Source organism: Microbispora sp. NPDC088329, from assembly GCF_040685655.1.
Classification (GTDB): Bacteria; Actinomycetota; Actinomycetes; order Streptosporangiales; family Streptosporangiaceae; genus Microbispora.
Genome location: NZ_JBFBIP010000034.1, coordinates 25,839 through 49,647 on the forward strand (window position 1 = coordinate 25,839; position 23,809 = coordinate 49,647).

The following is a 23,809-nucleotide window of genomic DNA, read 5'->3' on the forward strand; positions in this document are numbered from 1 at the left end:
CAGACCTCCACTGTGCCACGGAGGGAAACCGATGCGGTTCTTGGGGATAAATGCGATTTTTCATGATCCAGCCGCTGCGCTGGTCGTGGATGGTGAGGTGATCGCCGCAGCCGAGGAAGAGCGCTTCAGCCGTCGCAAGCACGGCAAGCGCCCGGTCCCGTTCTCCGCCTGGGAGCTGCCCGAGCTGGCCGCCGCGTGGTGCCTCGAACAGGCCGGTCTGCGGCCGGAGGACCTTGACGGAGTCGCCTACTCCTACGACCCCGAGCTCGTGGTGCCCGCGGGGCCCGGGCAGGACGGGGGCTGGGAGGACCTGCGCACCACCTACGCGCGCCGCGCCCCCAACTTCCTCGCCACCGCGCTGCCGGGTCTCGACCCCGCGCAGGTGCGCTTCGTCCCCCACCACATCGCGCACGCGGCGTCCGCCGGGCTGGCCGCGCCCTACCGCGAGTCGGCGGTGCTGGTCTGCGACGGCCGCGGCGAGGCCGTCTCGCACCTGGCGGGGCACTACCGGGACGGCGAGCTGACCGTCCTCGCGAGCCAGGCGCTGCCGCACTCCCTCGGGCTGATGTACGAGGACCTCACCCAGCACCTCGGCTTCCTCCGGTCGAGCGACGAGTACAAGGTGATGGCCCTCGCCTCCTACGGCGAGCCGCGCTTCCTGCGCGAGATGCGCGAGCTGATCTACGCCACAGGTGACGGCGGCTTCCGCGTCGAGCCGATCGACTGGAGCGTCTACGCCAAGGCGCTCGGCAAGGACGAGAAGTGGACGGCCGACCACGCCGACCTCGCGGCGAGCGTGCAGGTCCGGCTGGAGGAGGTGCTGCTCGACCTCGCCAGGTGGCTGCACGAGCGCACCGGCGCCCGCTATCTCACGATGGCCGGGGGAGTGGCGCTCAACTGCGTGGCCAACAGCCGGCTCTTCGCCGAGGGCCCCTTCGAGGACGTGTGGGTGCAGCCCGCGGCGGGCGACTCCGGCACCGCGCTCGGGGGAGCGCTGCACCTCGCGCAGGCGGGCGGCGACCCCGTCGCGCCGATGCCCGGCGCCGACCTCGGGCGGGGCTGGACCGACGAGGAGCTGGGCGCCTGGCTCGACGTGGCGCGCGTGCCGTACGAGCGCCCGGCCGACCTCGCCACGACCGTCGCCGCCGAGCTCGCGGCCGACCGCGTGATCGCCTGGTTCCAGGGACGCGCCGAGTACGGCCCCCGCGCGCTCGGCCGCCGGTCGCTGCTCGCCCACCCCGGCAGCCCACGCAACACCGAGCGGCTCAACGACGTGAAGGGCCGCGAGCAGTTCCGCCCCATCGCCCCGATGGTGCTGGCCGAACGCGCCCCCATGATCTTCGGCAGGGGCCCGACGTCGAGCCCGTACATGCTGTTCGTCCACGACGTGCGGCCGGAGTGGCGCGACCGGATCCCCGCGGTCGTGCACGTCGACGGCACGGCCAGGATCCAGACCGTCGAGCGCGGCCGAGATCCGCTGCTGGCCCGGCTGCTGGAGGAGTTCGAGGCGCGCACCGGGCTGCCCGTGGTGGTCAACACGAGCCTCAACACGGCCGGCCGCCCGATGGTGGACGATCCCCGTGACGCCCTGGAGTGCTTCGGCTCCGCCCCGGTGGACGTGCTCGTCCTCGGTCCGTACGTCGTGCGCAGGGGGGCGGTGTTCGCCGGATGACGACTGAGATGACCCGGGATACGAACACGGCGTCCACGGGCGAGCCGTACAGACAGACGGGGCCGGCCGTCACGGTCGTCGTCCCGACGATCGGGCGGCCGAGCCTCGCCGCCACGCTCGCCGCCGTCGGGGCCGGTCATGGTCACGGTCCCGAGGTGATCGTGGTGGACGACCGGCCGGGGGAGGACCGGGAAGCGCTCACAGTGCCGCCGCGCGTACGCGTGCTCAGATCGGGCGGGCGCGGCCCGGCCGCCGCCCGCAACGCCGGATGGCGGGCCGCGACGACGCCGTGGGTGGTGTTCCTCGACGACGACGTGGTGCCGGGCCCGGGCTGGGTCCGCGCGCTGACGGAGGACCTCGCCCGCCTGCCCGAGAACGTCGGCGGAAGCCAGGGACGCCTGGAGGTGCCGCTGCCCGGTTCCGCCGAGGGCCGCCGCCCGACCGACGCCGAGCGCAACACCGCCGGGCTGGCCGGCGCCGACTGGATCACCGCCGACATGGCCTACCGCAGGACGGCCCTGGAGGCGACCGGCGGGTTCGACGAGCGATTCCCCGGGGCGTACCGGGAGGACGCCGACCTCGCGCTGCGGGTCGAGCAGGCCGGGTTCTCGCTCGTGAAGGGGGAGCGCCTGACCCGCCATCCGGTGCGCGACGACGGCTTCTGGTCCAGCGTGCGCTTCCAGCGCGGCAACGCGTCCGACGCGCTCATGCGCCACGTGCACGGCCGCGACTGGCGGGCGGCCATCGGCGGTCACCCGGGCAGGCTCAAGCGGCACGCCCTCACCACCGGCGCGGGCCTGCTCGCGCTCGCATTGGCCGGGGCCGCCGCCTTTCGGCGCGGAAACGCCCGCGGCGGGACCGGGTGGGCCACGGCGGCCCGGATCCTGCGCGGATCGCGGCTGCCGGCGAAGCGGCGCGACGCGCGCCTGGCCGCCGCCGCGGGCGTCGCCGGGCTCGCCTGGCTCGGCCTCACCGCCGAGTTCGCCTGGGCGCGCGTCGCCCCCGGGCCGCGCACACCGGAGGAGATCGCCCGCATGGCCGTGACCAGCGTGGTCATCCCTCCGGCCGCCTGCGCGCATCGGCTGAGGGGTGAGGTGCGGGTGCGGACGGGGAGGCGCTCGTGATCGGGACCGCTCTGGTGGTGCGGCCCGACAACGCGGGCGACGTGCTGCTCGCGGGGCCGGCCGTGCGCGCCGTCGCCGCCGGGGCGCGGGAGGTCGTCATGCTCGCCGGCCCGTACGGCAGGGCGGCGGCCGAACTGCTGCCCGGCGTCGACCGCGTCCTGGAGTGGCGCGCGCCGTGGATCGACCCCGACCCGGTGCCGATGACCTCCGAGCACGCGGCCCGCCTGGTGGAGCGGGTCCGCGCCATCGGACCCGACGTGGCTGTGATCTTCACGTCCTTCCATCAGTCGGCGTTGCCGACGGCCCTGCTGCTGCGGCTGGCCGGAGTGCCGCGGATCGCCGCGATCAGCGAGGACTTCCCCGGCTCCCTGCTCGATGTGCGTCACATCGTGGACGAGAGCGTGGACGTCCCCGAGCCGGAGCGGATGCTCGGCCTGGCCCGCGCGGCCGGCTTCGACCTGCCGCCGGGCGACGACGGGCGGCTCGCCGTACGCGGGCCGCTGCCGGACGTGGAGCACCTCACCGGCCCGCCCGGTTATGTGGTGGTGCATCCCGGCACGACCGCGCCGGCCAGGGCCTGGCCCGCCGAGCGCTGGGCGGAGGCGGTCGAGGGGCTGCTGGCCGCCGGTGAGCGGGTCGTCGTCACCGGCAGCCCGGGGGAGCGGGCGCTGACCGCGATCGTCTCCGGCCCCGCCCTCGACCTCGGCGGGGCGACCACGTTCGCCGAGCTCGCCGCCGTGCTGGCCGGGGCGTCGGCCGTGGTCGCCGCCAACACCGGCCCCGCCCACCTCGCGGCGGCCGTCGGCACGCCCGTGGTCAGCCTGTTCGCACCGGTCGTGCCCGCCGCCCGCTGGGCCCCGTACGGCGTGCCGGCGGTGGTCCTCGGCGACCAGGGCTCCCCCTGCCGGGGAAGCAGGGCGCGGATCTGCCCGATACCCGGTCATCCGTGCCTGTCCTCGACCAGCGGCGAGCAGGTCGTGGACGCCGTACGGCGCCTGGCCGCGCTGACACGGACGGCGGAGGCGACGCGGGGCGATGCGGTGAAGGAGGGGGTGTGATGAGGATCGCCCTGGTGTCGGAGCACGCGAGCCCGCTGGCGACCCTCGGCGGCGTGGACGCCGGCGGGCAGAACGTGCACGTCGCGGCGCTGGCGCTGGCCTTGGCCGAGCGGGGCAACGAGGTCGTCGTGCACACGCGCCGCACCTCTCCGGGCCAGCCGGACGCCGTGCCCATGGCGCCCGGCGTCACCGTCGAGCACGTGCCCGCGGGGCCGCCGGAGCCGCTGCCCAAGGACGAGCTGCTGCCGTACATGCCGGAGTTCGGGGCGCACCTGGCCCGCCGGTGGAAGGCCGAGCCGCCGGACGTGGCGCACGCGCACTTCTGGATGAGCGGGCTGGCCACGCTGACGGCGGCCGAGGACCTGGACGTGCCGGTCGTGCAGACCTACCACGCGCTCGGGACGGTGAAGCGGCGCTGGCAGGGCGAGGCCGACACCAGCCCGCCGAACCGGATCACGATCGAGCGCGACATCGGCAGACGGGCGGTCGCGGTCATCGCCACCTGCTCGGACGAGGTCCGGGAGCTCGTCGCGATGGGCGTGCCGCGCGACCGGATCACGGTCGTGCCGTGCGGCGTCGACCTGGACCTGTTCCGCCCTGCGGGCCCGGCCGCCCCGCGCGGCGACGGGCCCCGCGTGCTGAGCATCGGCCGCATGGTGCCGCGCAAGGGAGTGGACACCGTCGTCCGCGCCATGCGGCAGGTGCCCGGCGCCGAACTGGTCATCGCGGGCGGCGACCCGGGCGACGAGGAGAGCACACGGCTGCGCGCGCTGGCCGACGGCCTCGGTCTCGGCGACCGGGTCCGGCTGATCGGCAGCGTGCGCCGGGCCGAGGTGCCCGCCCTCATGCGCTCCGCCGACGTCCTGGTGACCGTCCCGTGGTACGAGCCGTTCGGCATGGTGCCCCTGGAGGCCCTGGCCTGCGGGGTGCCGGTGATCGCCTCGGCGGTCGGCGGTCACCTCGACACCGTCGCGGGATGCGGCGTGCTCGTGCCGCCCCGGCGGCCGCGTGCACTGTCCCGCGCGCTCGGCGACCTGCTGGCCCGGCCCGGCCTGCGGGCGGCGCTGTCGGCCGCCGGAGGCCGGCGGGCCCGTGCCCGCTACGGCTGGCCCAGGATCGCCGAGCAGACCGAGTCCGTCTACCGAAACCTGGCCGGCGGGTGCCTTCGCACCCTCGCCGCCGCGGGAGGCTGAGCGATGCATCCTCATCTGGCCCGGCTGAGCACCGCGCTGACGGCGGTGGACCCGGAAACACCCAAGATCTACGCCTGGGGTTACAAGCTCGCGGCCGTGCTGCACGGCGGCGGGCGGCTGCTCGCGTGCGGCAACGGCGGCTCCGCCGCCGAGGCGCAGCATCTGACCGCCGAACTGGTCGGCCGCTACCGCGCCGACCGGCGGCCGTACGCCGCGATCCCGCTGCACGGCGACACCTCGTCCCTGACCGCGATCTGCAACGACTTCGGCCTGACCGAGCTGTACGCGCGGCAGGTGCGGGCGCACGGCCGCCCCGGCGACGTGCTGATCTGCCTGTCCACCAGCGGGAAGAGCCGCAACGTCACCGAGGCGGCCGAGGCGGGACGCGAGTGCGGCCTGACGACCTGGGCGCTGACCGGCCCCGGGCCGAACCCGCTCGCCGAGCTGTGCGACGAGGCCCTGACCGTGCCCGCGGACGACACCGCGACCATCCAGGAGGTGCACCTCACGGTGATCCACATGCTCTGTGACGTGATCGAGAAGGCTGTCGCGTGAGCGGACCACTCGTCATCGTCGGAGACTCCCTGCTCGACGCCGACGTCGAGGGCACGGCCGACCGGCTCGCCCCCGACGCGCCCGTCCCGGTCGTGGACGGGCAGGCGGAGCACCACCGGCCGGGCGGTGCGGGCCTCGCGGCGCTGCTGGCCGCCCGCGACGGCACGCGGGTGGTGCTGATCACCGCAATGGGGGACGACCCCTCCGGCCGCTGCCTGGAGGGTCTGCTGTCGCCCACGGTGGAGATCGTGCGGCTGCCGCTGCGCGGCACGACCGTGCGCAAGACGCGGGTGCGCGCCCGCGGGCAGACGCTGGTCAGGATCGACACCGGCGACGGCCGGGCGATGGGACGGCCAGGCCAGGTGGCCTCCGCCTCGGCCTTCGCCCGCGCGGCCGACGCCCTCGCCTCGGCGAGCGCGGTCCTGGTCGCCGACTACGGCCGGGGCGTGACCGATCTGCTGCGCGAATCGCTGCGCGGCCTCGACGTGCCGCTGGTCTGGGACCCCCATCCCCGCGGTTCGCTGCCCGTGCCGGGATGCGCGCTGGTCACGCCCAGCGAGGCGGAGGCCCGGGGCATGTGCGAGGAGCCGTACGTCTCGCCCGAGCGCACCGCCCGCAGGCTGGTGCGCGACCTCGACGCCGAGGCCGTCGCGATCACGCTGGGCCAGCGCGGGGCGGTGCTGGCCCGCCGCGGCGGCAGGTTCGGGCCGGTCCCCGTCCCGCACGTCGCGGCCGGTACGGACGCGTGCGGCGCGGGCGACCGCTTCGCCGCGGCGGCGGCGCTCGCCCTGGCGGACGGCGCGTCCACCGAGGACGCCGTCGCCCGCGCGGTCGGCGAGGCCACCCGGTTCGTTGAGGAGGGCGGGGCCGCCGCGCTGCGCCTGCATCATTCCGGCCGGCACTGTCCCGCCGCCGAGTCGCCGGTGCCGTTCGCGCCCGGCGCGTCCGCCTTCGAGGTGGCCACCGCCGTACGGGCCGCCGGGGGCCGCCTGATCGCGACCGGCGGGTGCTTCGACCTGCTGCACGCCGGGCACGTGAGTTTGCTGCGGCGGGCCCGGGCCTTAGGCGACGCTCTGGTGGTCTGCGTGAACTCCGACGACTCGATCCGGCGGCTCAAGGGACCGAGCAGGCCGCTGGTGAGCGAGCGCGACCGGGTCGAGGTGCTGCGCGCGCTCGGCTGCGTGGACGCCGTGACGGTCTTCGACGAGCACACGCCGTCGCAGGTCATCGAACGGCTGTGCCCGGACGTGTGGGTGAAGGGCGGCGACTACGACGCGCGGTCGATGCCCGAGGCCGAGGCCGTGCGCCGGGCCGGCGGGGAGGTCGTCATCCTGCCGACCGTGCCCGGTTACTCCACCACCGGCCTGATCGCCGCCGCGCAGGCCGCTTCGTGACGTCCGCCGCGGGTAGCGGTCCTGCTGTCGAAAGGGAAACCACAATGGTGGGAAACGTACTGATCACCGGTGGCGCGTCCGGCCTCGGCCGGGCCACGGCCATGGCGGTCGCCAAGGCCGGCGGACGGCCGCTGGTCGTCGACGTGGACGAGCCGGACGGCGGGTTCGACTGGGTACGGGCCGACCTGGCCGATCGTGAGCAGGCCGAGCGGGCCGTGCGCGAGCTGGCCGAGCGCGCGGGCGGGCTCGACGGCGTCGTGACGGCGGCGGGCATCGACGCCTGCGGACGGCTGGAGGACGTGGCCGCCGAGCAGTGGGAACGGGTGATCGCGGTCAACCTGCTCGGGACCGCCGCGGTGGTCCGGGCGGCTCTGCCGCACCTGCGTTCGTCCGGCGGCAAGGTCGTCACGGTCGCGTCCACGCTCGGGGTGCGGGCGCTCAGCGACGCGACAGCGTACTGCGCCTCGAAGTTCGGCGTCGTGGGCTTCACCCGGGCGCTGGCGGCCGAGCTGGCCGGGCAGGTGGGGGTGACGCTGCTGATTCCCGGCGGCATGCGGACGAACTTCTTCAACGACCGTCCCGACCAGTACAAGCCCGGTCCCGACGCTCGGCTGAACCAGCCGGAGGACGTCGCCTCGGCGATTTTGTTCGCGCTCGGCCAGCCGCAGGGCTGCGAGGTCAGGGAGCTGGTCGTCGCCGCCTCCACGGAGACGTCATGGCCGTAGAAGATTCGCAAAGACCGGTCCTGCTCGCCCTGCGCGGGCTCGGGCTCGGCGACCTGCTCGCCTCGGTGCCCGCGCTGCGGGCGCTGCGGCGGGCGTATCCCGGGCACCGTTTCGTGCTGGCCACTCCGGCCTATCTCGGCGGGCTGCTGCCGTTGATCGGCGGCGTCGACGAGGTGCTCGACGTGTCCGGCCCCGGGCCGGTGCCGTACGAGTCGCCGGACGTCGCGGTCAACCTGCACGGCAGCGGCCCGGAGAGCATCCAGGCGCTGCGCCGCACCCGGCCGGGCCGCCTGCTCACCCACGCGCACCCCAACGTGCCGGGCTCCGACGGCCCGGCCTGGGAGCCGGAGACGCACGAGCGGCGGCGGTGGTGCTCACTGCTGGAGTGGTACGGCATCCCGGCCGACCCCGATGATCTCGCGCTGGGCGACCCGGGGCCGAGCCCGCTGCCCGGCGGAGAGGTGATCATCCACCCGGGGGCGGCCTTCCGGGCGCGGCAGTGGCCGCCGGACCGCTTCGCCCAGGTGGCGGCCGAACTGACCCGGCAGGGCCACCGGGTCGTCGTCACCGGCGGCGTGACCGAGATCGCGCTCGCCCGGCACGTCGCCGCGCTCGCCGGCCTGCCGGAGGAGTCGGTTCTGGCCGGCCGTACGAACCTGCCCGAGCTGGCCGCGCTGACCGCGCACGCGGCGCTGGTCGTCTGCGGAGACACGGGCATGTCGCACCTGGCCGTCGCCGTCGGCGCTCCGTCGGTCATCTTGTACGGCCCGGTGCCGCCCGCGCTGTGGGGGCCGCCGCCGGGCCGCCCGCACATCGCGTTGTGGGCGGGGCGCGGGGGCGATCCGCACGGCGACCGGCCCTCGGAGGGCCTGCTCGAAATCGGCGTGCCGGAGGTTCTCGACGCGGTCAGAAGGTTGCGAGGAGTGGGAGTGCGGTGAAGGGATCCCGTGTCGTGGTCACCGGAGGAGCCGGGTTCCTCGGCTCCTACCTGTGTGAGCGGTTGGTGGAGCGCGGTGCGGCGGTCGTCTGCCTGGACAACTTCCTCACCGGGTCGCCGCGCAACGTGGAGCACCTGATCGGAAGGCCGGCGTTCCGGCTCGTGGACTGCGACCTCACCGGGTTCGTCCACGTGCCGGGCCAGGTCGACCTGGTGCTGCACTTCGCCTCGGCCGCGTCTCCCGCCGACTATCTGCGCCATCCGATCGAGACGCTGAAGGTCGGCAGCATGGGCACGCTGCACGCGCTCGGGCTCGCCGCGGAGAAGGGTGCGCGGCTCGTCCTCGCCTCCACCAGTGAGGTGTACGGCGACCCGTTGGAGCATCCGCAGAAGGAGACGTACTGGGGCAACGTCAACCCGGTCGGGCCGCGCAGCGTGTACGACGAGGCCAAACGGTTCGCCGAGTCGCTGACCACGGCCTACCGCAACGCGCGGGGGACCGACACGGCGATCGTGCGGATCTTCAACACCTACGGCCCGCGGATGCGGCCCCACGACGGCCGGGCGATCCCCACCTTCATCCGTCAGGCGCTGCTCGGCGAGCCGATCACCGTGACCGGCGACGGCAGCCAGACGCGGTCGATCTGCTACGTCGACGACACGATCGACGGCGTGCTCGCGCTCGCCGAGAGCGACTTCGCCGGGCCGGTGAACATCGGCAACCCGGCCGAGATGTCGATGGCGGAGCTGGCGGAGACGATCCGCGACCTGGCGGGCTCGTCCTCCGCGATCCGGTACGTCGAGCGGCCCGTGGACGACCCCGCCGTGCGCCGTCCCGACACCTCACTCGCCGAGGAGCGGCTCGGCTGGCGTCCCCGGGTCGACCCCGTCACCGGCCTGCGCCGCACCATCGACTGGTTCGAGAAGGAGCTCACCTCCTATTCGGTCGCCTCCTGACGTCCCCCGTCCATCGGGCCCGCCCACGGCCTCCGGCAGGCCGCGGCGGGCCCCACGCGGATGCCGGCGTTGTGACCCCTGAGGCTGGGGGGCGTGAGTATGATCCCGGGTATGAGCGGAGACCGGAAGGCACGGATAACCATCACCGTCGATCCCGACGTTCTCGAGTACGCGGAGCATCTCGTCGCGACCGGCAAGGCCACGAGCGTGGCCGCCGTCTTCAACGAAGCCATCGCGGAGAAGCGCATCACCGACCAGCGCGCCCTGGCCCTGCTACGAGAACGCGCCCGGCAGGCCGACCCCGCCCGGGTGGCTCGCATGATGCGGCATGTGAACAGGCAAGTGGCCGAGCACGGCTTCACGGCGGCGTCAGGTGAGTGACTTCACCCCTACGCCGTACATCCTCGACACCAGTGTTCTTGCCGAGGTCGCCCGCGGCGACGCCGATCTGATCGGGCTTCTCCAGGACTTCGACCGGGCCGGTCAACCGCTCATCGTTCCGGCACTGGCGGCTACCGGAGCGCTCCTCGACGGTCGTGGATTGTCGGAGGCGCAGGCTCTGCTCGCCGGTCTGGCCGCGTTCGAGCACGCCATCGTCGCGCCTTTGGACGGCATCGCCCAATCCGCCAAACTCGTGGACACGATGGCCGTCACCGGGCTCGATGTCCACGACGCCCACGCCGCCGCCATCGCCGACGTCGCGGTCTGTCCCATCCTCACCCTGCAGGGCGGGAAATGGCAGCGCCCGTCTCGCTGCCTGGACAGCCCGCTGCACGTCATCGAGATCGCGGATCCCGACGAGTGAGCAGCCGGTTCAGGCGGGTTCGCCGGACGGCACGAGCCGCAGTGCCTCGGCCGGTGACAGGTGCTCGCCTCGGCTGTGGGCGCTGTCGAAGGACTCGGCGCCCAGCGCCCGTATGAGGGCGTGGCGCAGCTCCGGGTCGGGCGGACGGATGGGCCGCAGGTGCGCCCCGGCGGTCTCGCGCGCGCGGTGCGCGGTGCCGAGAAGCACGGCCGCGCTCCGGGGGCGGTGCCGCGCGGCGTACACGGCCGCCAGGGCCTCCAGCGCCGACACCAGCACGAACGACTGACCCGCGAGCGCGACGGCCTCGACGGCGGCGCGCAACAGCTCTTCGGCACGGGCCGGCTCCTGCTTCTCGTGCGCCCGCTCACCGAGTATGTACAGCGCCCGGCCGGTGCAGCGCCGGTCGCCGAGCCGGCGCAGGATGGGCAGGCATTCGCCCATGAGCTCGGCGGCCCGGGCGTGGTCGCCGCGCAGCCACGCCAGCTGCCCGAAGCCGACCGTCGCGTGCGCCATGTCCGCCTCGCTGCCGGCGGCCTCGGCCAGCGCGCGGCTCTCGGTGAGCCATCCGTGCACCTCGTCGTCGGCGATGCCGGCGGATATCGACCGTTGGGCCATGAGATACAGGGTGTTGGCCGCGCATATCTGGTCGCCGGCCCTGCGGAAGAACGCCGCGCTGTCCCGTCCCCATCGCAGCGCCCGGCCCAGGTCGGCGGTGGTGATCGCGAGGCCCTGCATCGTCAGCGCGCTGTCCCACGGGTGGTCGTCGCCGAACCCGGCGAGCGCCGCCTGCAACGCCGGGGCGACCAGCTCCGGCCGGATCCAGGCCGCGCTCATTCCGACCGCGCGTGCCGCCCTGGCCCGGGTGAGATCGTCGAGGCCGGCTGCCAGGCTCGCCGCGGTGCGCGCCAGGCCGAACGCGGCGCGCGCGTCCCGGGAGTCCAGGATCAGGCAGGCCTCGGCGAGTCCGGCGACGACGGCGGGCGTGGCGGGCGGGTCGGCGACGGCCAGTGCCTGCCGGACCCACGTGTGGGCTTCGCGGCGCCGGCCGGTGACATCCCAGAACCGCTGCAGTGCGGCGATCATCCGCCAGGCGGACTCGACGTCGCCGGTGCTGATGCCGTGTGCCAGCGCGGCACGCAGATTCGGGTGCTCGGTGGTCATGCGGTCGAGCCAGACGCGCTGGTCCGGGGTGCGCAATCGCTCGGCCGCCTGCTCGGCGAAGGCGAGGTAGTGGGCGGCGTGACGGCGCCTGGCGGCCGGCTCGCCGCCGGAGTCCGTCAGCCGTTGGGCGGCGTAGGCCCGGATCGTCTCGAGCAGCCGGTAGCGCCGGGTGCCGTGCCCTACGGGGGAGACGAGCGACTTGTCCACCAGCCTGGGCAGCAGCGCTATCACGGCGTCACCACGGAGATCCTCGGCGTCGCACGTCGCCGCGATGGCCGCCAGGTCGAAGTCGGCGGGGAACACGCCGAGCCGGTCGAACAGGGCCCGCTCGTCGCCGTCCAGCAGCCGGTAGCTCCAGTCGATGGTGCTGCGCAGGGTGCGGTGCCGCGGCGGGGCGGTACGGGCTCCGGCGGACAGCAGCTCGAAGCGCCGGTCGAGGTGCTCCACGAGTTCGGTCGGCCCGAAGGTGCGCAGCCGGGACGCGGCCAGTTCGATCGCCAGGGGCAGTCCGTCGAGGCGCCGGCACAGCGCCGCGACGGCCGGGGCGACGGCGTCGGTGAGGGCGAAGCCGGGCGACGCGGCCGCCGCGCGGTCGACGAACAGGCGTACGGCGTCGTAGGGCACGATGTCCTCGGCCCGCTCGGGCGCGTCCGGGGCGGGCAGGTGCAGCGTCCGCACCCGGTAGGCGACCTCGCCGGGTATGCCGAGCGGTTCGCGGCTGGTGGCGAGCACGCGCAGCGACCCGCCGGCGCCGAGCAGGTCGGCGACGATCTCGGCGGCCTCCGCGACGACGTGCTCACAGTTGTCCGCGAGCAGCAGACAGTCCGTTCCCGCGGCGACCTCCCGCAGGATGTCACGGAGCGGCCATCCCGGCTCCGGCACCACGCCCAAGGCCCGCGCGAAGGTGTCGCCGACCGACTCCGGCTCCACCGGAGCGAGATCGGCGAGCCGTACGCCGCCGGGGAACCGCTCGGCGTGGGCCGTGGCCACATGCAGCGCGAGCCGGGTCTTGCCCACGCCGCCCGGGCCGATGAGCGTGACCAGGCGATGGGAGCCGAGCAGCGCGACGAGCTCGCTCGTCTCGCCGGTCCGGCCGACGAGGCTGGTCAGGGGCGTGGGAAGAGCGGTGCCCGCGCGGTCGGCACGTCGCAGTCGCATACCGGTCTCCGCCAGCGCCGCCCGGTCCGGGGCGCCGAGCTTGCGCAGCAGGGCGGCGATGTGACTCTCCACGGTGCGCACCGAGATGTGCAGCCGCTCGGCGATCTCGCGGTTGCGCAACCGCTCGGCGACCGCCCAGAGAATCTCGGCCTCGCGCTCGGTGACACCGGCGCGGGCCAGCAGATCGGGCAGGCCGGCCTCATGGTGCCTCATGCAGGCATTGTCCTTCGGCAGGGGCGCTCGGTGATACGAAGCGGCACGGAGACCGCGTCCGTAGAAGGATCCGTGCATCGCACGGATGGCCCGGCGCCGGCGGACGGCGACGCTGGTGGCGTGAACGAGCCGGCGATCGATGAAGTGACGACCACGGACAGGATCGGTTTCCTCGGTGTCCCCGACGTCACCGCCGAGGCCCGGCGGCTCTTCGACGAGGACATCGCCGAGGTGGGGTACGTGATGGGCGTCTCACGCCTGTGGGCCTATCATCCGGCGACGGTGACCGGGCTGTTCGCCCTGCTGCGGCAGGTGAACGCCGGGGACCACCTCAGCCTGCGTCAGCGGTCCGTCCTCGTCACCGCCTGCGCGTCGGCCTTCGGCGACTCCTACTGCTCACTCGTGTGGGGAGGCAGGCTGGCCGAGGCGAGCGACGCGCGGACCGCCGCCGGGGTGCTCGCAGGCGTCGACGACGGCCTGAGCGACAGCGAGCGGGCCACGGCCGCGTGGGCCCGTAAGGTGGCGCGCGACCCCAACGGCACCACCGCGGCGGATGTGCAGGAGCTGCGCGACGCCGGTTTCGACGATGCCCAGATCTTCGCGATCACCGTGTTCGTGGCGCTCCGCGTGGCGTTCTCGACGGTCAACGACGCGCTCGGCCTGCGCCCCGACGCGCCTCTTCGCTCCACCGTGCCGGCTGCCGTACGCGACGCGGTCACGTTCGGCCGCCCGATCGACGACGCCGACGACGAGGCGTAGCCACGGACGGCACCGTTAGGCGACCGCGCCGGACAGGATCGCACGGACGGTCTCGCGGACCGCCGGCCAGTCGTCGCCCAGGGCCAGACCGGCGTGGTGGTAGGCGTCGAACACCATGAGCGGGTCGAACGCCGGGGTGGTGCCCTCCGGACCGCGTGCGGCGATCTGCAGGGCGATCCCCGCCTGCATCCGCTGCCACGCCGGGTCCTGCTCGAACGACATGTCGTCCGCGTCGTCATCGCTGTCGTCGCCGTCGTCGAACTCCCGGGCCAACGGCGCCATGAGCCGCTCACGCAGCTCCACGACCCGCTCCTCCTGCGCGCACCGCCCGGATGCGAGGTCGGCCAGGACGTCCCGTACGACGGGGAACTCGCCAAGGCGGAAGCGGTCGGCGAGCAGCTCTGCCACGTGCGCGAGAGCGGCGAACTGCCGCGACTGCGGCGCGGCCCGCACCGCGTCCCTCAGCGTCACCTCCGGGTCGTTCCGGTATTCGGCGAGTTCCTCGGGTGAGGGCGGCTCCGTCGCCACGGGCCACTGGAAGGTGAGGTAGGGATGCGCCCCGGCGAGCCATTCGCCGGTGAGCCGCACCCCCGTCACCAACTCGACCACGGTCATCGCGGCGGCCTGCCAGTCGTCCTCGTCCCCGGCCAGCAGTTCGGTCATGACGCGCAGTTCCGGCTCCAGTCCTGCGAAGTCGTCGTCGTCCCACTCCTCGCTGAACATCGCGTCGAGGGAGACCAGCACCCGTCCGTCGGCCGCGTAACTGAGCTTGTTGTTCCCCTCCACGTTCCAGTAGACGCCGCACACCCGGCCGTCACGACTGAGCCGGCGCAGGACCTCGGGCAGGCTGCCCAGGAAGCCGTTGTTCTCGAACAGCATCACAGCCGGGCCCGCGGGCGCCGCCGACATCGGATTGCCCCCGTCGTAGTAGGGGAGCGCCTCCAGCGGTGCGGCCCCGTGCACGTCGTGCGGGCTTCCGCCGCTCACCCGGGCTCCGATGTCGGCGACGGAGAACGGCCGGTGGTCGTGCGGGACGACGACCGTCCAGCACACGGCCGTCTCCAGCCACGGCTCTTCGCGCAGCAGCTTCCGATAGTGGGAGAAGATCTCAGCGGGGGCTGCGCGGCCATCGGTCATGGCGGACACTCCGGAGCACGCGGGGGCAAGTCGGAGTGATCTTTGCAGAAGGGACGGGGGCGCGTCTCACGAAGCGTGAGCGCGCACGGCGTCGGCGAACCAGGTGAGGGCGGGGGTGGGGTCGTCCGGGGGCGGCCAGCCGTTGACCACCGCGAGAAGCCGGACGTACGTCTGGCGGCGCGGGTCGCGGGCGGTCTCCAGCAGGGTCAGCAGCCGGTGGCGGAGAGCGGCGTCGTCCGGCCGGCCGCAGAGGCCGGCGTATCGCGCGGTGACGGCGGCGACGATCGCGCCGGCCCGCGGGGAGGCACTGTCGACGCCCGCGGCGAGGGCGGGGGCGACCTGATCGCGGACGATCGCGACCGCGTGGGGGCGCGGGACGCTGCGAGGAGCGCGGTCGGCCAGATGCTGCTCCGCGACGCGCCGCATGAGCGCGCCGAACTCCGGATCGGCGGCCAGCTCGGCCAGTTCGATCCACGCGTCGATCTGCTCGTCCGCGGGGTCGTCCGGCAGTTCGGGGGTCATCGTGCGCCTGATTCCCGCGAGGTCGGCGTCCAGTCCGCCGAAGGCCGTGTCGAGGAAGCCGTCGATCAGGCGTCGTCGCTCGTCCTCGGACAGCCGGGCAAGTCTGTGCATGAGATCCATCTCCTTCGTGGTGGAGCCGCGCCGCGCCACCGCCGTCGCCACCGCGCGCCGCAGGCGCAGCACCCGGATCTGCACCGCGAGCGCCTCGGCGTGCGCCGCCGCGACCTGGGTCAGCGAGAGCTCCTCGTTCACGACCTTCCGGATGACGGGAAGGCCGACGCCCAGGTCGCGCAGTGTTCGTACGAGGTCCAGCCGGGCGACGGCGCCGGTGTCGTAGAGGCGGTAGCCGGCCGGGCTGCGGCCGGTCGGCGGCACGATCCCGCGGTCGGAGTAGAACCGGATCGCCTTGACCGTCAATCCGGTACGCCGGGCCAGTTCGCCGATCGAGTAGAGCGTGCCGTCCATGCCCCCACCCTCTCGTCTCCCCTTGGCGGAGACTCAAGTGGCGAGCGAGATGAACGAGATGGCGCGGTCGACGACGGCGGACAGGTTGCCGCCGTGAGCGCCGTGCCAGTAGACCCGGCCGCAGGCGAGGCAGCGGGCGAACTCGTCGTAACTGCGCCGGGTGCCGGGCTCCAGTGAATTCTCCACCTCGGCCTTGCCGACCTGCGCGAGCCGCCCGTTGCAGGCCGTGCAGCGGGTCCAGGGGGCGAGCGGCGGCCGGAAGCGGTCGAGCACGTCGAGGAACTGGTCGTCGGGCCGGGCCCCGCGCACGTACGCGCCGAGCCGCAGCGATCGGCGCCGCAGGATGCCGCGGTCCTGGGTGAGCAGCACGCGGTCCTCGGCGTTGGCCTGCTCGATCAGGGCGTCGTCGTCCATGTCGTTGTGATAGGCCGTGTCCAGCCCGACCAGGCGCAGCCGCCGTGCCAGCGTGCCCAGGTGGACGTCGAGGACGAACCGGCAGTCCGCCACAGTCTGCGGCCTGCGCACCGGCCGCACCTCCACCACCTCGTCCGGGCCCGGCCGGTACGCCGGCACGACCGGACGGCCCCCGGCGGTCAGGTCGCCGGCCTCGGTCAGCGGAACCCCGGCCGACTCGATCACGTGGCCGAGCGAGGACGTCCCGTCGTACGGCAGGCGCACCTCGGGCCGCCGGTTGCGCGGCGCGAGGAAGATCCACAGCTCGGGCGCGAAGCGTACGGACACCTCCATGCCCCCAGCATGCTCCCCGCACCGGCTCATCGGCCCCGCGCCGTCAACGCGTCCAGCGCCGTGGTGAGGAAGAGCCGCACGGCGGCCGTCTGCCGTTCGTCGAAACCGGACAGAACCCCGACGGTCCTGTCGATGAGCGGGCCGAAGTGGCTCCACCCCAGCTCTTTGGCGCGATCCTCGACTTTCAGCAGGACCCGGCGCCGGTCCTTGACATCGCGGACCCGGCTGACCAGGCCGAGCCGTTCGAGGCGGTCGATCACCGCCGTGGTGCCGGCCGAGTTCAGGCCGAGGCCGGCGCCGAGGAAGCCCGCGGTGGCGCCGGTGCCGGCCCGCTCCGCGTCCAGCAGGCAGATGAGCGCCCGCACGTCGGTGACGTGCATGCCGTGCCCGGCCGCGAAGTCGGCCTGGCGCAGGCCGTACTCCACCGCGACCGCCCGCAGCAGATGGAAGATCTCCATCTCCGGGCCTTCGTGCCCGCGGATCGACATGGAACCTCCTATTATCTCGTTCAACGAGATTATCGCTCAGCGAGTTATTTTGGAGGCGGTCGTGGAGAGCACCGACGACGCGTTTCTCTCGGCCTACGACGCGGTTCTGGCGGCGCGCTGGCCCGCCGCAACAGAGCAGGCCGAGATCCACACGCCCTACGGCACGACCCACGTCAACTCCGTCGGCCCCGCGGACGCGCCGCCGGTGGTCCTCCTGCACGGCGGCGGGACCACCTCGACCGTCTGGTTCGCCACGGCGACGGCGCTCGGCGGGGGATACCGGGTGCACGCGGTCGACACCGTCGGCGAGGCGGGCCGCAGCGTCGCGGGCGAGCGCGCGATCCGCGCCCTCGACGACATGACGGCCTGGCTCGACGCCGTGCTCGACGGGCTCGGCGCCTCATCGGTTTCCCTGTGCGGTCATTCCTACGGGGCGTGGAGCGCGCTGCACTACGCGGCGCACGCGCCCGGCAGGGTGAGGGCGCTGGTGCTGGCCGACCCGACCAACTGCTTCACCGGCTTCTCCCGCCGCTACCTGCTGCGCGCCCTGCCGATGCTGCTACGCCCGACCGTACGGCGACGCCGCGCGTTCCTCGACTGGGAGACCCGGGGCGCGCCGCTGGACGAGACATGGCTCCGCCTCTACGACCGCGCTGCCGATTTCCCGGCCGCCCGCCCCCTGACCGGGCCGCGGCCCGGCCCGGAGACACTGCGCGCGCTGCGGCTTCCGGTGCTGCTCCTCCTGGCCGAGCACAGCAGAGCGCACGACATCGGCCGGGTGGCCGCCTCCGCCGCGGCGCTCCTGCCCCGCGTGGAGACGGCCGTGCTGCCTGGGGCCACCCATCACACCCTTCCCCTCGCGGCGCCGCCCGAGATGGACGCGCGCATCGGGGAGTTCCTCGCCGCGCACGGCCGGGACGACTGATTCAGGGACGGAACCAGTGCTGCGGGCGGGGGTCGGTGTTCTGCCAGATGTGCTTGATCTCGCGGTATTCGTTGAGACCGGTCGGGCCGAGCTCCCGCCCGACGCCGGACTGCTTGAACCCGCCCCAGAGATTGCCCGCGCCCTGGGGCAGCCCCGCCTCCTCCAGCAGCCGCATCAGCATGATCGCCGTGGACGGCGTCAGCTCGCTCGGCTTGAGCACGAAGGTGTTCCCGGCCGCCAGCGCGGGAGCGACCTTCCACGAGGCCTGCAGCAGCGGGTAGTTCCACGGCGTGATGAGACCGCACACGCCGACCGGCTCGTAGACCACGCGGCTGATCGCGTCGGCGCGGCCGGTGTCGACCACCCGTCCGGCGTCGGTCCCGGCGATGCCGCCGAAATAGCGGAAACAGGCGACCACGTCGTCGACGTCGTACTCGCTCTCCACCAGGCGTTTGCCGGTGTCCAGCGACTCCGCCCGCGCGATCTCGGCCTTGTCCCGCTCCAGCAGAGCGGCCACGCGCAGCAGCAGCGCGCCGCGCTCGCGCTCGGGCGTGCGCGGCCACGGGCCCTCGTCAAAGGCGCGGCGGGCCGCGGCGATCGCCGCCTCCGTGTCGGCGCGGCCGGCCTCCGCCACGGTGGCCACGTGCTCCTCGTCGGCCGGGCAGCGGATCTCCCGCCGGCCGCCCTCGGCCGCGTCGCGCCACTGCCCGCCGATGTACAGGTCCTTCATCTCAGGCGTCCTTACGGTGCCGGTAGAACTCCACCGGCTCGGGGGCCAGGGGAGTGTTGCCGAGGATCAGGTCGGCCGCCTTCTCCGCGACCATCATCACCGGGGCGTAGATGTTGCCGTTGGTGACGTACGGCATGACCGAGGCGTCGACGACCCGCAGGCCCTCGAGTCCGTGCACCCCCATGGTCAGCGGGTCGACCACGGACATCTCGTCGACGCCCATCTTCGCCGTGCAGGAGGGGTGCAGGGCGGTCTCGCCGTCCCTGGCCACCCAGTCGAGGATCTGCTCGTCGGTCTCGACCTCCCGGCCCGGGGACAGCTCGCCGCCGTTGAACGCGTCCAGCGCGGGCTGGTTGAGGATGCCGCGGGCCACCCGTACGGCCTCGACCCACTCGCGGCGGTCCTGCTCGGTGGACAGGTAGTTGAACCGCAGCGCGGGCTTCACCCGGGGGTCGGCGCTCTTGATCTTCACCGTGCCGCGGGCGTCGGAGTACATCGGCCCGATGTGCACCTGGTAGCCGTGGCCCCCGGCCGGCGCGCTGCCGTCGTACCGCACGGCGACGGGCAGGAAGTGGAACATCAGGTTGGGGTAGTCGACGTCGTCGTTGCCGCGCACGAAGCCGCCGGCCTCGAAGTGGTTGGTCGCGCCCGGTCCCGAGCGCAGGAACAGCCACTGGGCGCCGACCATCGGCCGGTTGCGCCACTTCATCGCGGGCTGCATCGACACCGGCTGCTTGCAGGCGTACTGGACGTAGACCTCCAGGTGGTCCTGGAGGTTCGCGCCGACGCCGGGCAGGTCGTGGACCACGTCGACGTCGTGCGCCTTCAGGTGGTCGGCGTCGCCCACGCCGGACAGTTGCAGGAGCTGCGGGGAGTTGATCGCGCCGCCGCAGAGGATGACCTCGCCGGCCCGCACCCGCTTGCCGTCGAACTCGACGCCGACCGCGCGCTTACCCTCGAACAGGATCTTCGTGACGAAGGCCCGCGTCTTGACCGTCAGGTTCGGGCGGTCCATGACCGGGTGGAGGTACGCCCGGGCGGCCGACAGGCGCCGCCCGCGCCGCACGTTGCGGTCGAACGGCGCGAAGCCCTCTTGGCGGTAGCCGTTCACGTCGTCGGTCAGCGGGTAGCCCGCCTGCTGCACGGCCTCGAAGAAGGCCCCGAACAGCCGATTCCTGGCCGGGCCGCGCTCCAGCACCAGCGGCCCGTCGTGCCCGCGCATGGGGTCGGCGTCGTCGGCCGCCAGGCAGTTCTCCATCCGCTTGAAGTACGGCAGGCAGTGCGCGAAGCCCCAGGTCTCCATGCCCGGATCGGCGCCCCAGCGCTCGTAGTCCATGGGGTTGCCGCGCTGGAAGATCATGCCGTTGATGCTGCTCGACCCGCCGAGCACCTTCCCCCGGGCGTGGTAGATCCGCCGCCCGTGCATGTGCGGCTCGGGCTCGGATTCGTACTTCCAGTCGTAGAACCGGCTCCCGATCGGGAACATCAGTGCGGCCGGCATGTGGATGAACACGTCCCACAGGTAGTCGGGACGGCCCGCCTCCAGCACGAGCACGCGGTTCGCGGGGTCGGCCGACAGCCGGTTCGCGAGAGCGCTCCCCGAGGATCCACCACCGACGATGACAAAGTCATACATGTCCGCCTCCCGGGCAGGATGATATTGATATGCGCAATCGAGTGCGGTATCCGCAACGTCATGGGTCGGACCCCGAGTCGGCGGGGGCCGACGAGACCGCCGCGCGGCCAGAAGGCAGCGGCGGCGTCCAGTCGGTGGACCGGGCCGTGACGATCCTGGAGATCCTCTCCCAGCGGGGCGAGGCCGGTGTGAGCGAGGTCGCCGCGGAGATCGGCGTCCACAAGTCCACCGCGTTCCGGCTGCTCGGCGCCCTGGAGGCGCGCGGCCTCGCGGAGCAGGCGGAGGACCGCGGCAAGTATCGCCTCGGCTTCGGCGTCGTCCGGCTGGCCGCCGGAGTGGCCGCGCGGCTCGACCTCGTCCAGCAGAGCCGCCCGGTGTGCCGGCGTCTCGCCGAGGAGATCGGCGAGACCGTCAACATCGCCGTCGCACGGTCCCACTACGCGATCAACCTCGACCAGGTGCGCGGCCGGGCGGCCGTGACCGCGCACAACTGGGTCGGCCAGCCCACCCCCCTGCACGCCACGTCCAGCGGCAAGGTGCTCCTCGCCCATCTCGACGAGCGGCACAGGGAACGGCTCATCGCCGCCGCCGGGCTGGAGCGGTTCACGCCCGCCACCGTGACCGACGCCGATGAACTGCGCAGGCAGCTCGACGAGGCGGCGCGACGGGGCTTCGCGGTCACGGTGGAGGAGTACGAGATCGGGCTGAACGCCATCGCCGCGCCCATCCGCTCGTACGAGGGCGAGGTGGTGGCCGCCGTCAGCGCCTCCGGACCGGCCTACCGCTTCAGTGAGGAGCGCATGCGCGAGCTCGCGCCCGTGCTCGTCGCGGGCGCCGACGACATCAGTCACCGTCTCGGCCACGCGGGATGACCGGGGCTACGGGACGCGACGGCGCTCATCGCGCGCCGGCGGGCTCGTTCACGCGGCGGCGCCACCGGGTGAACGAGCGCGGCTGATCGATACCGAGCACCGCGACAGTCCGGCCCTCCCGGCGATAGACGGCCAGGAAGCGGCGTGACGCGAGGTCGCCCTCCTCGACGCTCACCTCGTCTCCCGGCAGCGTGTGCCCGGCGAACTGCACGCGCATGCCGTACTGGTCGGACCACAGGTAGGGCGGTGCGAGGCCGTCCGGTACGGCGGCGCCGCCGGACAGCAGCGTCCGCGCGGCCGTCGCCGGACGCCGGGCCGCGCCCGTCCAGTGCTCCACGCGCAGGTGGACGCCGAGGGCGGGGTCGAACCAGGCGGCGCAGTCGCCGACCGCGACGACTCCCGGCACGCTCGTCGCACCGTCGCTGTCGCAGACGACGCCGTCGCCGAGCCTCACCCCGCTGCCGTCGAGCCAGTCCACCGCCGGCCGCGCGCCGATGGCGACGAGCACCACGTCGGCGTCCAGGCGGCGCTCGTCCTCCAGCAGCACTCCGTCGACGCGGCCGTCTCCGGTCAGGGCGCGTACGGCGGCGCCGCAGATCAGGCGCACCCCGTGGTCCTCGTGCAGCCCGGCGAGCGCGGCGCCCATCTCGGGCCCGAGCGCGCGGGCGAACGGCGTGGGCGCCGCCTCGACGATCGTCACGTCGAGGCCGAGCGTGCGGGCGACGCAGGCGACCTCGGCGCCGATGAAGCCCGCCCCGATCACCACGAGCCGCCGCGCGGCGTCGAGATCGGCCCGTAGGGCCGACGCGTCCTCGATCGTGCGCACCGTGTGGACCCCGGCGAGGCTGTCCCCAATACCGGTCCCGAGGGTGCGGGCGATCGCACCGGTGGCGATCACCACGCCGTCGGCCTCGACCACGGAGCCGTCGGCGAGCGTGATCCGCAGCGGTTCGCCCTGTTCCAGTGCGGTGGCGGCGACGCCCAGGCGCCACTCGGCGTCGAGGTCCTCGCCGTCGGCCTCCAGCGCGAGGTCGGCCGTCGTCATCTGGCCCGCGAGGAACTCCTTCGACAGCGGGGGCCGGTCGTAGGGGCGGTGCGTTTCCGCCCCGACGATCGTCAGGTGCCCGCCGAACCCCTGGGCGCGCAGCGCGCGGGCCGCCGACAGCCCGGCGAGCGACGCGCCGACGATGACGACGGATTTCACGGCACCCTCACGACGTCCAGGCCGACCCGGTGCGGACGCCGGGCGGGAGGTTCGGCGGCAGCTCCGACGGCACGACGTAGACGGTCTCGTCCTGGACCACCACCTGGTGGGTGCGCACCGGCAGCTTCGCGGGGGGAGCGTCCACCCGGCCCGTGCGCAGGTCGAAGCGCGACGCGTGCAGGGGGCACTCCACCTCGCACCCTTCCAGCCACCCGTCCGCCAGCGACGCGTCCTGGTGCGTGCAGGTGTCGTCCACCGCGTACAGTTCGCCGTCCTCGGTGTGGAAGACGGCGATCGGGGGATCTGTCTCGATTCGGAGGGCCTCGCCCCTGGGCAGGGCGGCGAGGGGACACGCAGGAATCATCCGAAGGTTCCAGTTTCATAAAGTGGAACAGGAAGCGCTATGCGCAACAGATTGAGCGGAGATCGCGCCGAAGTCAAGGGGCGACATATCGCCTAAGGGGTGATAGGCGCGACTCTGGTCCGGGCGCAGGCGAGGCCCCCTGTCCACGCCCTGCTGACCAGGGAGAACCGGAAGGGCCGGAAACGCGTACGGCCCCGCCGCCGGTCGCCGGGAGAGGCGACGGGCGGCGGGGCCGCACGCGGTAGGTGGGGCGCGGGTCGGAGCGGGTGGCCGAGGGCCGGTGGGGTCAGGTGGCGACGGTCGTCCGGCCGCGCACCTGCAGGACGGTCAGCAGGCCGACGACGACGGTGACGGCGCCGGTGATCCAGGCGGTCCACGCCGAGGCGGCGTCGCCGTCGAAGCCGAACGCCCAGGGGGAGACGAACAGCAGGGCGCCGAACGCCGCGGTCACCCACGAGCTGGCGCCGCCCGCACCCAGGATGGACCACAGGGCGGAGACGACGAGCAGGGCGCCGAGGACGAGCAGTGGCTGCGTGGCCCCCTGGGCGTCGGCCCAGAAGAACGGCGCGAGCACCGCGACCAGACCGGCGACGAGGGCGACGATGTCGGACAACGATCTCGTGAGATCCATCCGTGCCTCCGTACGGGAGAGGTGACCTATGACCCGACGGTCTGCCTGATTGACCGCCCGGTCAACGATCCGCTACGTCAGGATTTCCTAACCCTGAGTCACCTTGTCCGGTACGCGGCACGAATACGTTCTGGACCCGCATCCGGCCGGAGACCGTGTCCGCGGCGCGGTGACCGCCGCGGGATCGAGACCTCACGGGAACGACGGAGGCGGCTCCGGCGGCGACGCCGGACCGTGGGCCGGATACGCACACGGTCCGGACGTTCACAGCGGTGGTGTCCCGCCTTCGGGTCAGGTCTGGTTGAACAGCGAGAGGGTCAGGGTGGAGTGGTACTCGCCGGCGGCGACGTCGACCGGGGTGCGCAGGGCGAGGTCGG

At 73.6% G+C, this 23,809-nt stretch carries 23 protein-coding genes and 1 pseudogene; 14 read left to right on the top strand and 10 right to left on the bottom strand.

Annotated features, from left to right (window positions below; all coding sequences use genetic code 11):
- Positions 1-31: 31 nt before the first annotated feature.
- From AB0O28_RS37455 to AB0O28_RS37505, 11 genes are all read left to right on the top strand, one after another.
- Positions 32-1,672 (top strand): carbamoyltransferase C-terminal domain-containing protein, encoded by a 1,641-nt coding sequence (locus tag AB0O28_RS37455; RefSeq protein WP_363647341.1) that lies wholly within the window; start codon positions 32-34, stop codon positions 1,670-1,672.
- Positions 1,673-1,680: 8 nt separating this feature from the next.
- Complete coding sequence (locus AB0O28_RS37460; protein ID WP_363647342.1) at positions 1,681-2,796, top strand: glycosyltransferase; 1,116 nt, start codon at positions 1,681-1,683, stop codon at positions 2,794-2,796.
- Positions 2,793-3,854, top strand: a complete 1,062-nt coding sequence (locus AB0O28_RS37465; RefSeq protein WP_363647343.1) for a glycosyltransferase family 9 protein — start codon at positions 2,793-2,795, stop codon at positions 3,852-3,854. Before AB0O28_RS37460 ends, AB0O28_RS37465 begins: the two co-directional genes overlap by 4 nt.
- Positions 3,854-5,047 (top strand): glycosyltransferase, encoded by a 1,194-nt coding sequence (locus AB0O28_RS37470; RefSeq protein WP_363647344.1) that lies wholly within the window; start codon positions 3,854-3,856, stop codon positions 5,045-5,047. Before AB0O28_RS37465 ends, AB0O28_RS37470 begins: the two co-directional genes overlap by 1 nt.
- 3 nt (positions 5,048-5,050) lie before the next feature.
- Complete coding sequence (locus AB0O28_RS37475) at positions 5,051-5,602, top strand: SIS domain-containing protein (RefSeq protein WP_363647345.1); 552 nt, start codon at positions 5,051-5,053, stop codon at positions 5,600-5,602.
- Positions 5,599-6,996, top strand: a complete 1,398-nt coding sequence (locus AB0O28_RS37480; protein ID WP_363647346.1) for a PfkB family carbohydrate kinase — start codon at positions 5,599-5,601, stop codon at positions 6,994-6,996. Before AB0O28_RS37475 ends, AB0O28_RS37480 begins: the two co-directional genes overlap by 4 nt.
- A 44-nt stretch (positions 6,997-7,040) precedes the next feature.
- Positions 7,041-7,721 (top strand): SDR family oxidoreductase, encoded by a 681-nt coding sequence (locus AB0O28_RS37485; protein ID WP_363647347.1) that lies wholly within the window; start codon positions 7,041-7,043, stop codon positions 7,719-7,721.
- Positions 7,712-8,659, top strand: coding sequence for a glycosyltransferase family 9 protein (locus AB0O28_RS37490; RefSeq protein ID WP_363647349.1), 948 nt, complete (start codon positions 7,712-7,714; stop codon positions 8,657-8,659). Before AB0O28_RS37485 ends, AB0O28_RS37490 begins: the two co-directional genes overlap by 10 nt.
- Positions 8,656-9,615 (top strand): UDP-glucuronic acid decarboxylase family protein, encoded by a 960-nt coding sequence (locus AB0O28_RS37495; protein WP_363647351.1) that lies wholly within the window; start codon positions 8,656-8,658, stop codon positions 9,613-9,615. The genes AB0O28_RS37490 and AB0O28_RS37495 overlap by 4 nt, the downstream gene beginning before the upstream one ends.
- Positions 9,616-9,726: 111 nt before the next feature.
- Positions 9,727-9,996 carry a hypothetical protein gene (locus AB0O28_RS37500; RefSeq protein WP_363647353.1) on the top strand — a complete coding sequence of 90 codons (270 nt, stop codon included), beginning with the start codon at positions 9,727-9,729 and terminating at the stop codon, positions 9,994-9,996.
- Positions 9,989-10,420, top strand: a complete 432-nt coding sequence (locus tag AB0O28_RS37505) for a hypothetical protein (RefSeq protein WP_363647355.1) — start codon at positions 9,989-9,991, stop codon at positions 10,418-10,420. Before AB0O28_RS37500 ends, AB0O28_RS37505 begins: the two co-directional genes overlap by 8 nt.
- Before the next feature lie 9 nt (positions 10,421-10,429).
- Here the strand turns inward: AB0O28_RS37505 and AB0O28_RS37510 are convergent, their stop codons facing one another.
- Positions 10,430-12,952 carry a LuxR C-terminal-related transcriptional regulator gene (locus AB0O28_RS37510; RefSeq protein ID WP_363647357.1) on the bottom strand — a complete coding sequence of 841 codons (2,523 nt, stop codon included), beginning with the start codon at positions 12,950-12,952 and terminating at the stop codon, positions 10,430-10,432.
- A 120-nt stretch (positions 12,953-13,072) separates the two neighbouring features.
- Between AB0O28_RS37510 and AB0O28_RS37515 the strand changes: the two genes are divergently transcribed.
- Positions 13,073-13,711: a hypothetical protein gene (locus AB0O28_RS37515; RefSeq protein WP_363647359.1), complete on the top strand. Its 639-nt coding sequence runs from the start codon at positions 13,073-13,075 to the stop codon at positions 13,709-13,711.
- Between the two features lie 15 nt (positions 13,712-13,726).
- Here the strand turns inward: AB0O28_RS37515 and AB0O28_RS37520 are convergent, their stop codons facing one another.
- The 4 genes from AB0O28_RS37520 to AB0O28_RS37535 all read right to left on the bottom strand — a co-directional run bounded on the left by AB0O28_RS37520 (position 13,727) and on the right by AB0O28_RS37535 (position 17,070).
- A complete protein-coding gene (locus AB0O28_RS37520; RefSeq protein WP_363647361.1) occupies positions 13,727-14,848 on the bottom strand; it encodes a DUF6461 domain-containing protein in 1,122 nt (373 codons plus the stop codon).
- A 66-nt stretch (positions 14,849-14,914) separates the two neighbouring features.
- A complete protein-coding gene (locus AB0O28_RS37525) occupies positions 14,915-15,835 on the bottom strand; it encodes a MerR family transcriptional regulator (protein WP_363647363.1) in 921 nt (306 codons plus the stop codon).
- Positions 15,836-15,868: 33 nt separating this feature from the next.
- Complete coding sequence (locus tag AB0O28_RS37530) at positions 15,869-16,582, bottom strand: Mut7-C RNAse domain-containing protein (protein WP_363647365.1); 714 nt, start codon at positions 16,580-16,582, stop codon at positions 15,869-15,871.
- Positions 16,583-16,608: 26 nt separating this feature from the next.
- Positions 16,609-17,070 carry a MarR family transcriptional regulator gene (locus AB0O28_RS37535; protein WP_363647366.1) on the bottom strand — a complete coding sequence of 154 codons (462 nt, stop codon included), beginning with the start codon at positions 17,068-17,070 and terminating at the stop codon, positions 16,609-16,611.
- Positions 17,071-17,131: 61 nt separating this feature from the next.
- Here AB0O28_RS37535 and AB0O28_RS37540 point away from each other — a divergent pair, with 61 nt between their 5' ends.
- Positions 17,132-17,995 (top strand): alpha/beta fold hydrolase, encoded by an 864-nt coding sequence (locus tag AB0O28_RS37540; RefSeq protein WP_363647367.1) that lies wholly within the window; start codon positions 17,132-17,134, stop codon positions 17,993-17,995.
- Positions 17,996-18,112: 117 nt separating this feature from the next.
- Here the strand turns inward: AB0O28_RS37540 and AB0O28_RS37545 are convergent.
- Both AB0O28_RS37545 and betA read right to left on the bottom strand, forming a co-directional pair.
- A pseudogene (locus tag AB0O28_RS37545) lies at positions 18,113-18,725 on the bottom strand (aldehyde dehydrogenase family protein); the annotation flags it as partial.
- 1 nt (position 18,726) lies between these two features.
- Positions 18,727-20,361 (bottom strand): choline dehydrogenase, encoded by a 1,635-nt coding sequence (gene betA / locus AB0O28_RS37550; protein ID WP_363647368.1) that lies wholly within the window; start codon positions 20,359-20,361, stop codon positions 18,727-18,729.
- A gap of 29 nt (positions 20,362-20,390) precedes the next feature.
- Here betA and AB0O28_RS37555 point away from each other — a divergent pair, with 29 nt between their 5' ends.
- A complete protein-coding gene (locus tag AB0O28_RS37555; protein ID WP_363647370.1) occupies positions 20,391-21,233 on the top strand; it encodes an IclR family transcriptional regulator in 843 nt (280 codons plus the stop codon).
- Between the two features lie 25 nt (positions 21,234-21,258).
- Here AB0O28_RS37555 and AB0O28_RS37560 read toward each other — a convergent pair whose 3' ends face one another.
- From AB0O28_RS37560 to AB0O28_RS37570, 3 genes are all read right to left on the bottom strand, one after another.
- On the bottom strand, positions 21,259-22,437 hold the full coding sequence (locus AB0O28_RS37560; protein ID WP_363647372.1) for an FAD-dependent oxidoreductase: 1,179 nt from the start codon (positions 22,435-22,437) through the stop codon (positions 21,259-21,261).
- Between the two features lie 7 nt (positions 22,438-22,444).
- Positions 22,445-22,801: a bifunctional 3-phenylpropionate/cinnamic acid dioxygenase ferredoxin subunit gene (locus tag AB0O28_RS37565; RefSeq protein WP_363647374.1), complete on the bottom strand. Its 357-nt coding sequence runs from the start codon at positions 22,799-22,801 to the stop codon at positions 22,445-22,447.
- Positions 22,802-23,087: 286 nt separating this feature from the next.
- A complete protein-coding gene (locus AB0O28_RS37570) occupies positions 23,088-23,432 on the bottom strand; it encodes an SPW repeat protein (protein WP_363647376.1) in 345 nt (114 codons plus the stop codon).
- Between the last annotated feature and the right edge of the window lie 377 nt (positions 23,433-23,809).

What these genes read in the sequence shown, in the direction of transcription:
- AB0O28_RS37570 (WP_363647376.1), bottom strand. Translation starts at nt 23,432, where the DNA reads ATGGATCTCACGAGATCGTTGTCCGACATCGTCGCCCTCGTCGCCGGT.
- AB0O28_RS37460 (WP_363647342.1), top strand. Translation starts at nt 1,681, where the DNA reads ATGACCCGGGATACGAACACGGCGTCCACGGGCGAGCCGTACAGACAG.
- AB0O28_RS37520 (WP_363647361.1), bottom strand. Translation starts at nt 14,848, where the DNA reads ATGACCGATGGCCGCGCAGCCCCCGCTGAGATCTTCTCCCACTATCGG.
- AB0O28_RS37525 (WP_363647363.1), bottom strand. Translation starts at nt 15,835, where the DNA reads ATGGACGGCACGCTCTACTCGATCGGCGAACTGGCCCGGCGTACCGGA.
- AB0O28_RS37455 (WP_363647341.1), top strand. Translation starts at nt 32, where the DNA reads ATGCGGTTCTTGGGGATAAATGCGATTTTTCATGATCCAGCCGCTGCG.
- AB0O28_RS37555 (WP_363647370.1), top strand. Translation starts at nt 20,391, where the DNA reads ATGCGCAATCGAGTGCGGTATCCGCAACGTCATGGGTCGGACCCCGAG.
- AB0O28_RS37510 (WP_363647357.1), bottom strand. Translation starts at nt 12,952, where the DNA reads ATGAGGCACCATGAGGCCGGCCTGCCCGATCTGCTGGCCCGCGCCGGT.
- AB0O28_RS37475 (WP_363647345.1), top strand. Translation starts at nt 5,051, where the DNA reads ATGCATCCTCATCTGGCCCGGCTGAGCACCGCGCTGACGGCGGTGGAC.
- AB0O28_RS37530 (WP_363647365.1), bottom strand. Translation starts at nt 16,582, where the DNA reads ATGGAGGTGTCCGTACGCTTCGCGCCCGAGCTGTGGATCTTCCTCGCG.
- AB0O28_RS37470 (WP_363647344.1), top strand. Translation starts at nt 3,854, where the DNA reads ATGAGGATCGCCCTGGTGTCGGAGCACGCGAGCCCGCTGGCGACCCTC.
- AB0O28_RS37490 (WP_363647349.1), top strand. Translation starts at nt 7,712, where the DNA reads ATGGCCGTAGAAGATTCGCAAAGACCGGTCCTGCTCGCCCTGCGCGGG.
- AB0O28_RS37500 (WP_363647353.1), top strand. Translation starts at nt 9,727, where the DNA reads ATGAGCGGAGACCGGAAGGCACGGATAACCATCACCGTCGATCCCGAC.
- betA (WP_363647368.1), bottom strand. Translation starts at nt 20,361, where the DNA reads ATGTATGACTTTGTCATCGTCGGTGGTGGATCCTCGGGGAGCGCTCTC.
- AB0O28_RS37485 (WP_363647347.1), top strand. Translation starts at nt 7,041, where the DNA reads ATGGTGGGAAACGTACTGATCACCGGTGGCGCGTCCGGCCTCGGCCGG.
- AB0O28_RS37535 (WP_363647366.1), bottom strand. Translation starts at nt 17,070, where the DNA reads ATGTCGATCCGCGGGCACGAAGGCCCGGAGATGGAGATCTTCCATCTG.
- AB0O28_RS37565 (WP_363647374.1), bottom strand. Translation starts at nt 22,801, where the DNA reads ATGATTCCTGCGTGTCCCCTCGCCGCCCTGCCCAGGGGCGAGGCCCTC.